We start from the raw sequence: 13,703 nt of genomic DNA, 5'->3' as shown, positions 1-13,703 counted from the left end.
GGGCCCCGCGCGCTTAGCGTGAATGGCATGGGCTCAGCCGTGGAACTGGAAGTCGCCGGGCGCACCGTCCGACTGTCGAACCCGGACAAGGTGTACTACCCCGAGCGCGGCTTCACCAAGCTGGACGTCGCACAGTACTACCTGGCCGTCGCCGACGGAGTACTGCGCGGCCTGCGCGACCGCCCCACCACACTGCAGCGCTTCCCGGACGGCGTCGACGGCGAGTTCTTCTACCAGAAACGCGCCCCCAAAGGCCTGCCGGACTGGCTGCCCACCGCCCGGATCAACTTCCCCAGCGGCCGCTCCGCCGACGAGATCTGCCCCACCGAGCCCGCCGCCGTCCTGTGGGCGGCCAACCTCGGCTGCCTCACCTTCCACCCCTGGCCCGTACGGCGCACCGACACCGACCACGTGGACGAACTGCGCATCGACCTCGACCCGCAACCCGGCACCGACTTCCACGACGCCGCCCGCGCCGCCCACGAACTGCGCGCCCTCCTCGAAGAGCACGGACTGCGCGGCTGGCCCAAGTCCTCCGGCGGACGCGGCCTGCACGTGTACGTGCCGCTCGAACCCGAGTGGACCTTCACCGACGGCCGGCACGCGGTCATCGCCCTCGGCCGGGTCCTGGAACAGCGGATGCCCGGCAAGGTCACCACCGCCTGGTGGAAGGAGGAACGCGGCGAACGGATCTTCGTCGACTACAACCAGATGGCCCGCGACCGCACCATCGCCTCCGCCTACTCCCTGCGCGCCCGCCCCCGCGCCACCGCCTCCACCCCGCTGCACTGGGACGAACTCGACGACGCCACCCCCGAGGACTTCGACCTGCGCACCGTCCCGGCCCGCTTCGCCGAACTCGGCGACCCCAACGCGGAGATGGACGGCCAGGCGTTCCGCCTCGAAGGCCTCCTGGAGCTGTACGACAAGCAACTGCACGACGAGGGCCTCGGCGAACTCCCCTACCCGCCCGACCACCCCAAGGCGGCAGGCGAACCCACCCGCGTCCAGCCGAGCCGGGCCCGCAAGCACTGAAGGCAGCGGCATAGGCTGGCCCTTTCGACGGTTGGGGGCGCGGATGGGCGTGGAGACGGGCGTGCGGGGGCTGGCAGAGATCCTGGCGGACGCGGCAGGCGGGGTGTTCCCCCCGCCGGACGGATCGGTCACGGTGGTGCCGCAGCCGTCACCGCGCGAGACCGGAGTGGTGTCCTTCGCCGCCCACGCGGTCGTCTTCACCGACGAGGACCCGGCCTGGGTGCACTCGACGCTCGCCGCCACCCTCGGCGACCCGCTGTCCGCCCCGCTCTGCCCGCCCTTCCTGACCGCCTTCGGCGAACGCACCGGACGCACCGTCAACAACATCGACCTGCTGACGGTCGCCGACCGCCTGCCGGGTGAGCCGCCGCTGCCACTGACCGAAGTCCGGGACCGCGAGCACCCCCGGGTGCTCCGGGCCCTGCGCTACCGCGAGGACGTCCGCGTCTTCACCACCGACGGCGGCGTCAACGACGGCGGCGTCCTCATCCTCGGTCGCGGCGTCGCCGGCCGCTGGGAGTGCGCCGTCGAGGTCGACCCGCACACCCGGAACCGCGGCCTCGGCCGCACCCTCGCCGGCGCCGCCCGCCACCTCCTCCCCGAAGGCGACACGATCTGGGCCCAACAGGCTCCCGGCAACGCCCCCAGCGTCCGCGCCTTCCAGGCCGCCGGCTACCGCCCGATCGGCGCGGAAGCGCTGCTGGTGTCAGGGCCGGTCTGATCCACTCCCGCCGGACGGCGGCTCCCACAGCAGCCGGACCCGGTCTGCTGCCACGTCGTACCCGAGGAACGGCGGCTGCGCGACGCTGCTCTCGAAGAACATCGGAACCGACTTGCCCAGCCGCCGCCCGATCGCCGCCAGGAACCCGCAGAGGACGTCCAGCCGCTCCTGCCCCTGGAGCTCCCGGAGGTCGACGTCGAAGTCGATCTCCTCGTCCGAAGTGAACCGGAAGATCGCGCACACGTCGGGCACGGGCCACACCGACAGGCTCGGGCACTCGGCACCGGCCGGCCTGGACAGCACGACCTCGGCCGGTGGCAGCGGCCGCGCAGAGCGACCCTCGACGTATGCGGACTCCCAGCCCTGTTCCTCGACCAGATCGAGCACGGCCTGCCAGTCCGCCACCGTCGTGTCCGCGATGATCACGTCGGGGAGGTAGCCCCCGCCGGAGGGGTCGAGCAGCCACGCGACGTCGTCCCACAGCAGATCCGGCATGCCGCCATCCTGCCCGGGCACGCCCGGCCGCGCCGAGCGATTAGTCGGGCCGGGCGCCCGCCGGGGCCAGCTCGGCGATGATCCGCACCGCGTCGGCGATCTGCCCGTCGGTCAGGTCGCCGCGGGCGGTCAGGCGCAGGCGGGAGATGCCGTCCGGGACGGACGGGGGGCGGAAGCAGCCGACCGCGAGGCCGGCGCGGCGGCAGTCGGCGGCCCAGGCGACGGCGGCCTCGGGGCCCGGGGCGCGGACGGAGACCACGGCGGCGTCCGGCTCGCAGGCGTGCAGGCCGACGGCGGTGAGTTGCCGGGCGAGGGTGCGGGCGACCTCGCGGGCGCGTTCGGCGCGGGCCGGTTCGGCGCGCAGCAGGCGCAGGGCGGCGAGGGCGGCGCCGGCGGCGGCCGGGGCGAGGCCGGTGTCGAAGATGAAGGTGCGGGCGGTCTCGGTGAGGTGGCGGATCACCCGGCGCGGGCCGAGGACGGCGCCGCCCTGGGAGCCGAGGGACTTGGAGAGGGTCGCGGTGGCGACGGTGTCCGGCCGCCCGGCGAGCCCGGCCGCCGCGAGGGCCCCGGTGCCGCCGGGGCCGAGGACGCCCAGCCCGTGCGCGTCGTCCACGAGCAGGGCGGCGCCGTGCGCGCGGACGGCTTCGGAGAGCGCGGCCAGCGGGGCGGCGTCGCCGTCCACCGAGAACACCGAGTCGGTGACGACGAGCGCCCGCCGCTGCGTCCGGGCGGCGAGCACTTCGGCGACGGCCGCCGGGTCGCTGTGCGGGGCGCGGTGGACGTCGGAGCGGGAGAGCCGGCAGCCGTCGATCAGGGAGGCGTGGTTGTAGGCGTCGGACACGATCAGGGTGTCCGGGTCGGTGAGCGCGGTGAGCGCGGCCAGATTCGCCGTGTACCCGGAGGAGAACACCAGTGCCGCCTCGGCCCCGCAGAACTCGGCGAGTTCCTCCTCCAGTTCGGTGTGCAGCGCGGTCGTCCCGGTCACCAGCCGCGAGCCCGTCGCCCCGCCGCCCCAGCGCAGCGCGGCCTCGGCAGCCGCCCGTGTCACCACGGGGTGCCGGGTCAGCCCCAGGTAGTCGTTGCCGGCGAGGTCGAGCACCGGGTCCTCGGCGGGCCGGCTGCGCAGCGTACGCGTGAGGCCGGCCTCGGCGCGCAGCTCGGCGGCCTCGTCGAGCCAGTCGAAGACGTTCGCCGGAGCGAGCTCGGCGGTGTGCGGTTCGGAGGCAGGCGGGTGGACCATGCCCGGCACTCTGGCACGGCCCTCGCGGGCCAGGCAATGTGCCGCTCGGCACAGCTTTGGGGCACAAGCCCCGTGTCGTTCACTCAAACTTAACCTCAATTCCATCTCTCGGACCTTTAAACCCTTCCCCTCGCAAAGGCTTCATGTCGCCCACATCATCCCGCCGTCCCCGGACGACCCGCCCCGGCGGCCGTCCCGGATCCGCCCCTGGCACGCCGCCGTCGCCCTCGTGGTGGCGGCGGCGGTCGGTGGGGGGTTGTGGGCGTGGAAGCCGTGGCAGTCCGCGGACCTGCCGGAGCACGCGTGCTGGTCGCTCGTGGACGAGAACGATCTGAAGCCGCTGGCCGGCCCGGACGGGAAGGCCGTCGAGCCCAAGCCGGCCCGGGAGATCGCCACCCTCGAGAAGCCCGAGTCCGGGGACCGCGACTACCGCTGCACCGTCACGTGGACGGGCGGCGCCTTCCTGCTCGACGTGGACATCAGGCCGCCGTGGAACGGGGTCGACGCGGACCGCGCGAGCGACGCCCGCCTCGGCTCGGTCACCCCGCTGGATTTCGGGCCCGGTGCGACCGGCTGGATCGTGAACCACGACAGAGTCCGGCTCTACGTGTCGTGCGACTTCCAGGGCACGCAGCCGGACACCGGCCGCGCCGCGCCGCCGTACGTCGGCGTGCAGGTCAGCGGGGACCACATCGACGGCACCTCCCCGGCTGGGGTGGGGCAGGCGTACGCGGACATCGCCCTGAAGGTCGGCCGGGCCGCGCGACCGCGTACGAGTGCCACAACACCGTGCAGCTGCCCGCCGCCGCCCCGCGCGTCCCCTCCTAGCCCCGGGCTTTGCCCGGGGTGGCCGCGAGCAGGCAAGATAGCCGGGTGACCCTCCTTGATCTGATGCCGAAGCCCGCCACGCCCGACGCGCTGTACGAGACGTTCGCCGCCTGGGCGGAGGAGCGGGGGATCACGCTGTACCCGGCGCAGGAGGAGGCGCTGATCGAGTTGGTGTCGGGGAACAACGTGATCCTGGCGACGCCGACCGGGTCGGGCAAGAGCCTGGTGGCGGCGGGGGCGCACTTCGCGGCGCTGGCGGAGGGGCAGCGGACCTTCTACACCGCGCCGATCAAGGCGCTGGTGTCGGAGAAGTTCTTCGACCTGGTGAAGATGTTCGGCACCGAGCAGGTCGGCATGATGACCGGCGACGCGAGCGTGAACCCGACCGCGCCGATCATCTGCTGCACCGCCGAGGTGCTCGCCCAGATCGCGTTGCGCGACGGCACGCGGGCGGACATCGGCCAGGTGGTCATGGACGAGTTCCACTTCTACGCCGAGGCGGACCGCGGCTGGGCCTGGCAGATCCCGCTGCTGGAGCTGCCGCAGGCGCAGTTCCTGCTGATGTCGGCGACGCTCGGCGACGTCCGCCGCTTCGAGGAGGACCTGACCCGCCGGACCGGCCGTCCGACGACGGTGGTCCGCAACGCGACCCGCCCGGTGCCGCTGTTCTACGAGTACCGCCGCACCACGATGCACGACACGCTCGAGGAGCTGCTGCAGACCGGCCAGGCGCCGGTCTACGTCGTGCACTTCACGCAGAAGGAGGCGGTGGAGCGGGCGCAGTCGCTGATGAGCATCAACATGTGCTCGAAGGCGGAGAAGGAGGCCATCGCCGACCTGATCGGCAACTTCCGCTTCACCACCAAGTTCGGCCGCAACCTGTCCCGTTACGTGCGCCACGGCATCGGCGTGCACCACGCGGGCATGCTGCCGAAGTACCGCCGACTGGTCGAACGCCTCGCCCAGGCGGGCCTGTTGAAGGTGATCTGCGGCACCGACACGCTGGGTGTCGGCGTCAACGTGCCGATCCGCACGGTGCTGTTCACGGCCCTGTCCAAGTACGACGGCACCCGGGTGCGCATCCTGCGTGCCCGCGAGTTCCACCAGATCGCCGGGCGGGCCGGCCGGGCCGGCTTCGACACCGTCGGCCAGGTGGTGGCGCAGGCGCCGGAGCACGTGATCGAGAACGACAAGGCGATCGCCAAGGCCGGGGACGACCCGAAGAAGAAGCGCAAGGTGGTGCGCAAGAAGGCGCCGGAGGGCTTCGTCGGCTGGACCGAGGAGACCTTCGAGAGGCTGATCGGCGCCGACCCGGAGCCGCTGGTGTCCCGGTTCAAGGTGACCCACGCGATGCTGCTGTCGGTGATCGGCCGCCCCGGCAACGCCTTCGAGGCGATGCGCAAGCTGCTCACCGACAACCACGAGGACAGGGTGGCGCAGCGCCGGCACATCCGCACCGCGATCGCCATCTACCGCTCGCTGCTGCAGGGCGGTGTGGTGGAGCGGCTGCCGGAGCCCGACGCCGACGGCCGGATCGTCCGGCTCACGCTGGACCTGCAGGAGAACTTCGCGCTCAACCAGCCGCTGTCGACCTTCGCGCTGGCCGCCTTCGAGCTGCTCGACCCGACCTCGCCGTCGTACGCGATGGACGTCGTCTCCGTCGTCGAGGCGACCCTCGACGACCCGCGCCAGATCCTCGCCGCGCAGCAGAACAAGGCGCGCGGCGAGGCCATCGGCGAGATGAAGCGGGACGGCATCGAGTACGAGGAGCGGATGGAGCGGCTCCAGGAGATCACCTACCCGAAGCCGCTGGAGGAGCTGCTCACCCACGCCTACGAGGTGTACCGAGGGGCGCACCCGTGGATCGGCGACCACCAGCTGCAGCCGAAGTCGGTGGTCCGCGACCTGTACGAGCGGGCGATGACCTTCTCGGACTACGTCGGCTTCTACGAGCTGGCGCGCACCGAGGGCATCGTGCTGCGCTACCTGGCGGGCGCGTACAAGGCGCTGGAGCAGACCGTCCCCGAGGACGTGAAGACCGACGACCTCAAGGACGTCATCGCGTGGCTCGGCGAGCTGGTCCGCCAGGTCGACTCGAGCCTGCTGGACGAGTGGGAGCAGCTGGCCAACCCGACCGATCCGCAGGCCGCCGAGGTGCGGCTGGACGACAAGCCGGCGCCGGTCACGGCCAACGCGCGCGCCTTCCGGGTGCTGGTCCGCAACGAGATGTTCCGCCGGGTCGAGCTGTGCGCGCTGGAGCACTACGAGGAGCTCGCGGCGCTGGACGGCGAGTACGGCTGGGACGCGGACCGCTGGGCGGACGCCATGGACGGGTACTGGGACGAGTACGACGACCTGAGCACCGGCCCGGACGCGCGCGGCCCGAAGATGCTGATCATCGAGGAGGAGGACTCCGCCTGGCGGGTCCGGCAGATCTTCGACGACCCGGAGGGCGACCACGACTGGGGCATCAGCGCCGAGGTGGACCTGTTCGGCTCGGACGAGGAGGGCCGGGCGGTGGTGCGGGTGACCGCGGTGGACCGGCTCGGCGGCTGACGGATCGTCAACCGCGAAGGGGGGCCGGTTTTTCCGGGCCCCCCTTCGGCTTTCGCCCTCGGCGGGCCCGTCCGGACGGAAGGGGCCGCGAGCGGGGCCGTCACGTCCAACGAACGGGCCCGTCATCCAACGGACGGGCCGGTCACATCCAGACGAACGCCGAGCCCGCCGCGTAGGAGAGCGCGCGGGTGGCCTCGTCCAGGGTCTGCTCGGTGCTGGGCGCTGCCGAGCCGGTCGGCGTCGGGGCACCGGCGGCGGGTGCCCCCGTGGCGGGCGCGCCCGTGCTGCTCGGGGTGGAGGCGGCCGGGCGGCCGTCGCCGGTCCGCGAGCCGGTGACCGTCACGTAGTGCCCGACCGCCTCGACCCGCGGGTCGCCGCCCGGGTTGGCGCCGACGGGCTGCGCGGGGGCGGCGGTGGCGTCCGCGAGGATGAAGGCGACCGATCCGGGCTTGGCCCGCAGGGCCTCGGCGGCCTTGGCGGCGGAGGCCAGGTCGGGGAAGCGCAGCAGGGTGACGTTGCTGAGCACCGGGCGGTCCTGGCCGGTGAAGCTGACGGTCAGGTACGCCTGGCAGCCGCTGTCCTTCAGCGGGTCCTGGGCGCGGTCCTGGAGCACCTCGGCGCAGTTGTCGCCCTGCCGGGCCCCGTTGCGCCGTGCCTTGAAGGTGCCGACCTCGACCGGGCGCTGGGCCGGGAAGAAGTTGTCGACGTTGAGACCCTCGGGGTCGGTGCGCGGCGGCGGGGAGCCCACCACCGGCGGCGTCTTCGCGGCGTCCTTGGCGGACGGGCCGAGCCCGGGTATGTAGTCGCCGGGCATCGGGCGGGTGATGATCCATCCGCCGGCCACGACCACGACGACCACGACGACCCAGCCCACCGCCCGACGGCCGGTCAGTCGTCGGCCCCGCCTGGGACCGGCCCCCTCGGCGACCTGCTGTCCCGCCTGGCCTGCCCGGTCTTCCTGCCCTGCCCGGCCTTCCTGGCCTTCTCCCGGAGTCGGGGTGCGCTCCCCCTGCGTGGTCATGGCGCAGATTCTAAGCATCCCGGGGGTGGCGTGGGTCACGGGGGCGGGGGTTGTGGATCATCGTCCGCGCCGGGCTTGCGCTCCGCTCCCGTGCGGCCCGTCCACCCCTGAGCGCTACCCGTCGGTAACCTTCGTCCGGCGTCCGCGTCAAGCTCGTGACCAGCGACGGAGCCGTGACCTTCGACACTGTGGCAATCGGCACATCCTCACACCGATCTTCTGGCGGGTTTGCTCTGGCGCCGCTCGATCACCAGCAGGCAGGATCGCCCCATGGATCTGCTCGATACCCTCACCGCCAAGGGCCTGCGCGGCGACGTCCCGACCCGCGAGGAGGCCCTGGCCGTCCTCGCCACCACCGACGACGAGCTGCTCGACGTGGTCGCCGCGGCCGGCAAGGTGCGCCGACGCTGGTTCGGCCGCCGGGTCAAGCTCAACTACCTGGTGAACCTCAAGAGCGGGCTCTGCCCGGAGGACTGCTCGTACTGCTCGCAGCGGCTCGGGTCCAAGGCCGAGATCCTCAAGTACACCTGGCTCAAGCCGGACCAGGCCGCCGACGCCGCCCGCGCCGGGGTGGCCGGCGGCGCCAAGCGGGTCTGCCTGGTGGCCAGCGGCCGCGGCCCGACGGACCGCGACATCGACCGGGTCACCGACACGATGGCCGCCATCAAGGACGCCGACCCCGCGGTCGAGATCTGCGTCTGCCTCGGCCTGCTCTCCGACAACCAGGCGGAGCGGCTCAAGGCGGCCGGCGCCGACGCCTACAACCACAACCTCAACACCTCCGAGAGCACCTACGGGGCCATCACCAGCACCCACACCTACGCGGACCGGGTGGACACCGTGCAGAAGGCCCACGGCGCGGGCCTGTCCGCCTGCTCCGGCCTGATCGCAGGCATGGGCGAGAGCGACGAGGACCTGGTCGACGTCGTGTTCGCGCTGCGCGAGCTCGGCTCGGACTCCGTCCCGGTCAACTTCCTGATCCCCTTCGAGGGCACCCCGCTCGCCAAGGAGTGGAACCTCACCCCGCAGCGCTGCCTGCGCATCCTGGCGATGGTCCGCTTCGTCAACCCGGACACCGAGGTGCGGATCGCCGGCGGCCGCGAGGTCCACCTGCGCACGATGCAGCCGCTCGGCCTGCACATCGCCAACTCGATCTTCCTCGGCGACTACCTGACCAGCGAGGGCCAGGCCGGTCAGGCCGACCTCGACATGATCAAGGACGCCGGCTTCGAGGTCGAGGGCGCCGGCGAGGCCACCCTGCCGCGCCACCGCGCCGACATCGCCGACGCGGCCCAGGCCACCGGCGGCTGCGGCACCGCAGCCTCGGCCTGCGGCAGCGGCGGCGGCTGCGGCCCGTGCGGCGGCCACTCCCACGCCCCGGCGGAGGCCACCACCGCCCCGGCCGAGCCCGCCACCCCGGACGGCTCGGAGGACGACGAGCTCCGCAGCGACCTCGTCAAGGTCCGCCGACGCGGCGCCGGCACCGAACTCGCGCCCAACGCCTGACCGTTCCACCGCTCTGGAGAGTCGCCCACCATGCCCCAGCTGTCCGCGGACACGCTGCTCACCCTCGACCGCGCCCACGTCTGGCACCCGTACGGGCCGATGCCCGGCACCGTCACCCCGTACGTGGTCGAGTCCGCGTCGGGCGTACGGCTGCGCCTGGCCGAACCGGTCGCGGGCGGCCGGCGCGAGCTGGTCGACGGGATGTCGTCCTGGTGGGCGGCGATCCACGGCTACCGGCACCCGGTGCTGGACGAGGCCGTACGCGAGCAGCTGGGGCGGATGAGCCACGTGATGTTCGGCGGGCTCACCCACGAGCCCGCCGTCCGGCTGGCAGCCAGGCTGGTCGAGATCACCCCGGAGCCGCTGCAGCACGTCTTCCTCGCCGACTCGGGCTCGGTCTCGGTCGAGGTCGCGATGAAGATGTGCCTGCAGTACTGGCAGTCGATCGGGCGGCCGGGCAAGCGCCGGCTGCTGACCTGGCGCGGCGGCTACCACGGCGACACCTTCCACCCGATGTCGGTCTGCGACCCGGACGGCGGGATGCACCACCTGTGGGGCGGGGTGCTGCCCGGCCAGCTCTTCGCGCCGCAGCCGCCGGCCGGGTTCGACGCCCCGCTCGACGCCGAATACGCCGCCCAGTTCGAGGAACTGATGGCGCGTCACGCGGACGAGCTGGCCGCCGTCATCGTCGAGCCGGTGGTCCAGGGCGCGGGCGGCATGCAGTTCCACTCCCCCGCCTACCTGCGGATGCTGCGCGAACTCTGCGACCGGTACGGGGTGCTGCTGGTCTTCGACGAGATCGCCACCGGATTCGGCCGCAGCGGCGCCCTGTTCGCCGCCGACCACGCGGGCGTCTCCCCGGACGTGATGTGCCTCGGCAAGGCCCTCACCGGCGGCTACCTGACCCTGGCCGCCGCCCTGTGCACCGGCGAGATCGCCGACGGGATCAGCCGCGGCGAGATGCCGGTGCTCGCGCACGGCCCGACCTTCATGGGCAACCCGCTGGCCTGCGCCGCCGCCAACGCCTCGCTGGACCTCCTGCTCGGACAGGACTGGGCGGTGCGGGTCAAGCGCATCGAGGGCGGGCTGCGCGACGGCCTCGCGGCAGCCGCGACGGTGCCGGGCGTCCACGACGTACGGGTCCAAGGCGCCATCGGCGTCGTCCAGTTGGACCACCCGGTGAACGTCCCGGCGGCGACCGAGGCGGCCGCGCGGGAGGGCGTCTGGCTACGCCCCTTCCGCGACCTGATCTACACGATGCCCCCCTACGTGACGGAGGACGAGGACGTGGCACGGATCGCTGCCGCCGTGACCGCGGCGGCGGTGGCGGGATGAGCGCGCGCATCCTCTTCGTGACCGGGACGAACACGGACGTCGGCAAGACCGTCGCCACGGCGGCCGTCGCCTCGGCGGCGCTGCAGGACGGCCGCAGGGTCGCCGTGCTCAAGCCGGGCCAGACCGGTGTGACCGCCGAGGAGCCGGGCGATGCCGCTGAAGTCGCCCGCCTGGCAGGCGAACTGACGCTCCGCGAGCTCGTCCGCTATCCCGAGCCGCTGGCCCCCGACACCGCCGCCCGGCGGGCCGGGATGCCGTACCTCTCCCCCGCCGAGGTGGTGGCCGAGGTCGCCGAACTCGCCGCCACGCACGACCTGGTGCTGGTCGAGGGCGCCGGCGGCCTGCTGGTCCGCTACGACGACGAGGGCCGCACCCTCGCCGACCAGGCCCGGGCCGTCCTCGACGCCGGGCTCGACGCCGAGGTCCTGCTCATCGCCTCCGCCGGACTCGGCACGCTCAACATCGTCTCCCTCACGGCGGAGGCCCTGGCGGCGCGCGAACTCCCCCTCACGGGCGTCCTCGTCGGCTCCTGGCCCGCCGCCCCCGGCCTCGCCGAACGCTGCAACCTCGCCGACCTGCCGCGCTCCGCCGGCGCCCCCCTGCTCGGCGCCCTGCCGGAACGCGCGGGCTCGGCCGAGGACTTCGCCGCCCTCGCCCGCACCTCCCTCGCCCCCGAGCTGGGCGGCAGCTGGAACGCGGAGCACTTCGCACACCTCCACCGGCCCGAATAGGCCCGGCTTCGCTCGAAGGTGTGATCTCTGCGCCCGAACCATGGGTACGGGCACTACGGCTCAATACCGTTCCTTCCATGACAGACGGGCTCACCGTGGACGAGGCCCTGCGGGCCTTGGCCGCCCTGGAGGCGGCGTGGAAGGACGACGACGAGGCGCTGTCCGCCCTGGCGGCGGGCAGCGCCCAGGAACAGCCGCTGCCGGCGCTGGTCGCCGCGTACGGCGAACACGCGATGGACACCCTGATGGCGCTGGCCTTCGGGCTGCGCTCCACCATGAGCGACGAGGAACTCGCCGAGATCTCCGATGCGGTCAGCTCCAACATCGGCGCCCGGATGAGCGCCCTGCTCACCCAGACCCTCAAGGCCTGGGGCACCCTCGCCGACCCGGAAGACATCGCCATCACCAAGATCATCGCCCACACCGTGATCGACGCGATGCGGGCCGTCACCGAAGACCCCGGCAAGACCGAAGTCCTGCCCCTGCTCGCCACCTTCCGCAGCTACGCCCTCAACGACAGCTGAGAGCCGTACGATCCGGCGCGGGCGTCGAACCCGCTCGAAGCCCGCACGCGTCGGCTCCGGATCCAGAGCACCGACTGCCCTTGTCGGCCCGATGCGGCCCCAGTTGGTGTGTAATCACGCTGAGTCGGGGGCACACCGGCGTGGGCGAGGGGAGATCCTGGTGGACGAGCTGCAACCGACCGATCCGCGGCAGGTGGGGCGGTACCGGATCACCGGGCTGCTCGGCGCCGGCGGGATGGGCCGGGTCTACCTCGGGCACTCGCCGAGTGGCCGGTCGGTCGCGGTGAAGGTGGTGCGGCCGGAACTCGCCCAGGATCCCGAGTTCCGGCGCAGGTTCGCCCGCGAGGTGGCCGCCGCCCGGAGGGTCAACGGCTTCTTCACGGCCGCCGTCGTCGACGCCGACCCGGAGAACGCGACCCCGTGGCTCGCCACCGCGTACGTCCCCGGAACGGCCCTCGACCAGGCGATCGCGGCCCACGGCCCGTGGCCGGTGGAGAGCGTACGAGCCCTGGGCGCGGGCCTCGCCGAGGCGCTGGAGGCCATTCACGCGGCCGGCCTCGTCCACCGGGACCTCAAGCCCTCCAACGTCCTGCTCGCCCCGGACGGCCCCCGGGTGGTCGACTTCGGCATCTCCGTGGCCGCCGAGGCCACCGCGCTCACCCGCACCGGGATGATCGTCGGCACACCCGGCTTCATGGCCCCCGAACAACTCCTCGGCAGGCCCGTCACACCGGCCACCGACGTGTTCGCCCTCGGTGCCGTCCTCGCCTACGCGGCCACCGGAACCGGCCCCTTCGGCACCGGCTCGGCGCAGGCGCTCAACTTCCGTATCGCGTACGAGGAACCCGACCTCTCCGGACTCCCGCAGGGACTGGAGGTCATCGCCCGCTGCCTGGCCAAGGAGCCCGCGCAGCGCCCGTCCGTGACCGCGCTCATCGAGGAACTCACCCTGGTCCCGGTCGACGGCCGGCCGCCCACCGAGGCCGCTCCGCCGATCACCGCCTGGCGTCCGCCACCGGTCGCCCACCCGATGCCCGGCGCCGTGGCCGCTCCGACGGTCTCTCCAGTGGTCTCTCCGCCGGTCACGCCACCCGCGGGCGCGGCCCCACCGGTCCGCAACGTCTTCCCCTTCTGGATTGCCATCGCGGCACTGGCACTCGCCACGGTCCTGCCCCCGGTCGAAGGGTCATCGGTCGCCATCACGAGCCTGGCCCGCGGCTCCTGGCCGGTCGTCGCGGCCGTCGCACTCGGCGTCGGCACCTGCGCGGCAGCGTTGTTCCTCGCGCGCCGCACCCGCACGCTTCCCGTCCCACGCTGGCCCCGGTACGTACACGCTCTCGCCGCCGTCCTCAATACCGGGCTGTTTCTCTACTACCTGGACAGGATTGCAACGGCACGGGGCTTCGACACCCTCAGCTCCGGCGCCTACAGCTACGGCCTCGGAGCCGCGATGCTCATCCACGGCCTCGTCCGGTTCCCCACCTCGACGAGGCGTGAACGGAAAGACTGAGCGCGAGGAAAGAGCCGGATCCGTGCCCTCGCAAGGACTTACGATTGGCTCTCATTCCGTACCCGTCCCAAGGAGTTCCACGCCGTGTCTCCCATCGCGCTGGTCACGCCCAGGTCCTGGACGAAGTCCTCGCACAGCGTGTGGCAGTGGCAGTCGTTCCTCGCCGGCGTCAAGGCAGGCGACTCCGATGCAATCTGACTT

At 72.8% G+C, this 13,703-nt stretch carries 12 protein-coding genes; 9 read left to right on the top strand and 3 right to left on the bottom strand.

What is annotated here, in order from left to right:
* The first annotated feature begins 27 nt into the window (after window positions 1–27).
* Window positions 28–1,035, top strand: coding sequence for a non-homologous end-joining DNA ligase (gene ligD / locus ACZ52R_RS31900; RefSeq protein WP_465663150.1), 1,008 nt, complete (start codon window positions 28–30; stop codon window positions 1,033–1,035).
* Between the two features lie 43 nt (window positions 1,036–1,078).
* Window positions 1,079–1,756, top strand: coding sequence for a GNAT family N-acetyltransferase (locus ACZ52R_RS31895; RefSeq protein WP_465754591.1), 678 nt, complete (start codon window positions 1,079–1,081; stop codon window positions 1,754–1,756).
* Here the strand turns inward: ACZ52R_RS31895 and ACZ52R_RS31890 are convergent.
* Window positions 1,742–2,251, bottom strand: a complete 510-nt coding sequence (locus tag ACZ52R_RS31890; protein WP_465754590.1) for a ubiquitin family protein — start codon at window positions 2,249–2,251, stop codon at window positions 1,742–1,744. The genes ACZ52R_RS31895 and ACZ52R_RS31890 overlap by 15 nt on opposite strands.
* 40 nt (window positions 2,252–2,291) lie before the next feature.
* Window positions 2,292–3,491, bottom strand: coding sequence for an 8-amino-7-oxononanoate synthase (locus tag ACZ52R_RS31885; RefSeq protein WP_465663146.1), 1,200 nt, complete (start codon window positions 3,489–3,491; stop codon window positions 2,292–2,294).
* 316 nt (window positions 3,492–3,807) lie between these two features.
* Here ACZ52R_RS31885 and ACZ52R_RS31880 point away from each other — a divergent pair, with 316 nt between their 5' ends.
* Together ACZ52R_RS31880 and ACZ52R_RS31875 are read left to right on the top strand one after the other, a co-directional pair.
* Window positions 3,808–4,368, top strand: a complete 561-nt coding sequence (locus ACZ52R_RS31880; RefSeq protein ID WP_465754589.1) for a hypothetical protein — start codon at window positions 3,808–3,810, stop codon at window positions 4,366–4,368.
* Between the two features lie 14 nt (window positions 4,369–4,382).
* Window positions 4,383–6,875, top strand: a complete 2,493-nt coding sequence (locus ACZ52R_RS31875; protein WP_465754621.1) for a DEAD/DEAH box helicase — start codon at window positions 4,383–4,385, stop codon at window positions 6,873–6,875.
* Window positions 6,876–7,017: 142 nt separating this feature from the next.
* On the opposite strand, the gene ACZ52R_RS31870 is transcribed toward ACZ52R_RS31875, so the two are convergent.
* The gene (locus ACZ52R_RS31870; protein WP_465754588.1) at window positions 7,018–7,896 is read right to left on the bottom strand and encodes a hypothetical protein; all 879 of its coding nucleotides are present in this window, start codon (window positions 7,894–7,896) and stop codon (window positions 7,018–7,020) included.
* A 270-nt stretch (window positions 7,897–8,166) separates the two neighbouring features.
* On the opposite strand from ACZ52R_RS31870, the gene bioB reads away from it, so the two are divergent.
* From bioB to ACZ52R_RS31845, 5 genes are all read left to right on the top strand, one after another.
* Window positions 8,167–9,402, top strand: coding sequence for a biotin synthase BioB (gene bioB, locus ACZ52R_RS31865; protein WP_360502880.1), 1,236 nt, complete (start codon window positions 8,167–8,169; stop codon window positions 9,400–9,402).
* Window positions 9,403–9,432: 30 nt separating this feature from the next.
* Window positions 9,433–10,737 (top strand): adenosylmethionine--8-amino-7-oxononanoate transaminase, encoded by a 1,305-nt coding sequence (locus tag ACZ52R_RS31860; RefSeq protein WP_465663138.1) that lies wholly within the window; start codon window positions 9,433–9,435, stop codon window positions 10,735–10,737.
* Complete coding sequence (gene bioD / locus ACZ52R_RS31855; RefSeq protein WP_465618830.1) at window positions 10,734–11,468, top strand: dethiobiotin synthase; 735 nt, start codon at window positions 10,734–10,736, stop codon at window positions 11,466–11,468. The genes ACZ52R_RS31860 and bioD overlap by 4 nt, the downstream gene beginning before the upstream one ends.
* Before the next feature lie 77 nt (window positions 11,469–11,545).
* Entirely contained in the window at window positions 11,546–11,992 is a 447-nt protein-coding gene (locus ACZ52R_RS31850) for a hypothetical protein (protein WP_465754587.1), read from the top strand.
* 160 nt (window positions 11,993–12,152) lie between these two features.
* The gene (locus ACZ52R_RS31845; RefSeq protein ID WP_465618828.1) at window positions 12,153–13,502 is read left to right on the top strand and encodes a serine/threonine-protein kinase; all 1,350 of its coding nucleotides are present in this window, start codon (window positions 12,153–12,155) and stop codon (window positions 13,500–13,502) included.
* Window positions 13,503–13,703 lie beyond the last annotated feature (201 nt).

Source organism: Kitasatospora sp. NPDC034023 (genome assembly GCF_055575795.1).
Note: the sequence above shows the minus strand (reverse complement) of the source record. Positions and strands in the feature narration are given on the sequence as shown.

Excerpts from the sequence above, each read along its gene's own strand:
- ligD (WP_465663150.1), top strand. The coding sequence starts at position 28 with ATGGGCTCAGCCGTGGAACTGGAAGTCGCCGGGCGCACCGTCCGACTG.
- ACZ52R_RS31895 (WP_465754591.1), top strand. The coding sequence starts at position 1,079 with ATGGGCGTGGAGACGGGCGTGCGGGGGCTGGCAGAGATCCTGGCGGAC.
- ACZ52R_RS31890 (WP_465754590.1), bottom strand. The coding sequence starts at position 2,251 with ATGCCGGATCTGCTGTGGGACGACGTCGCGTGGCTGCTCGACCCCTCC.
- ACZ52R_RS31885 (WP_465663146.1), bottom strand. The coding sequence starts at position 3,491 with ATGGTCCACCCGCCTGCCTCCGAACCGCACACCGCCGAGCTCGCTCCG.
- ACZ52R_RS31875 (WP_465754621.1), top strand. The coding sequence starts at position 4,383 with ATGCCGAAGCCCGCCACGCCCGACGCGCTGTACGAGACGTTCGCCGCC.
- ACZ52R_RS31870 (WP_465754588.1), bottom strand. The coding sequence starts at position 7,896 with ATGACCACGCAGGGGGAGCGCACCCCGACTCCGGGAGAAGGCCAGGAA.
- bioB (WP_360502880.1), top strand. The coding sequence starts at position 8,167 with ATGGATCTGCTCGATACCCTCACCGCCAAGGGCCTGCGCGGCGACGTC.
- ACZ52R_RS31860 (WP_465663138.1), top strand. The coding sequence starts at position 9,433 with ATGCCCCAGCTGTCCGCGGACACGCTGCTCACCCTCGACCGCGCCCAC.
- bioD (WP_465618830.1), top strand. The coding sequence starts at position 10,734 with ATGAGCGCGCGCATCCTCTTCGTGACCGGGACGAACACGGACGTCGGC.
- ACZ52R_RS31850 (WP_465754587.1), top strand. The coding sequence starts at position 11,546 with ATGACAGACGGGCTCACCGTGGACGAGGCCCTGCGGGCCTTGGCCGCC.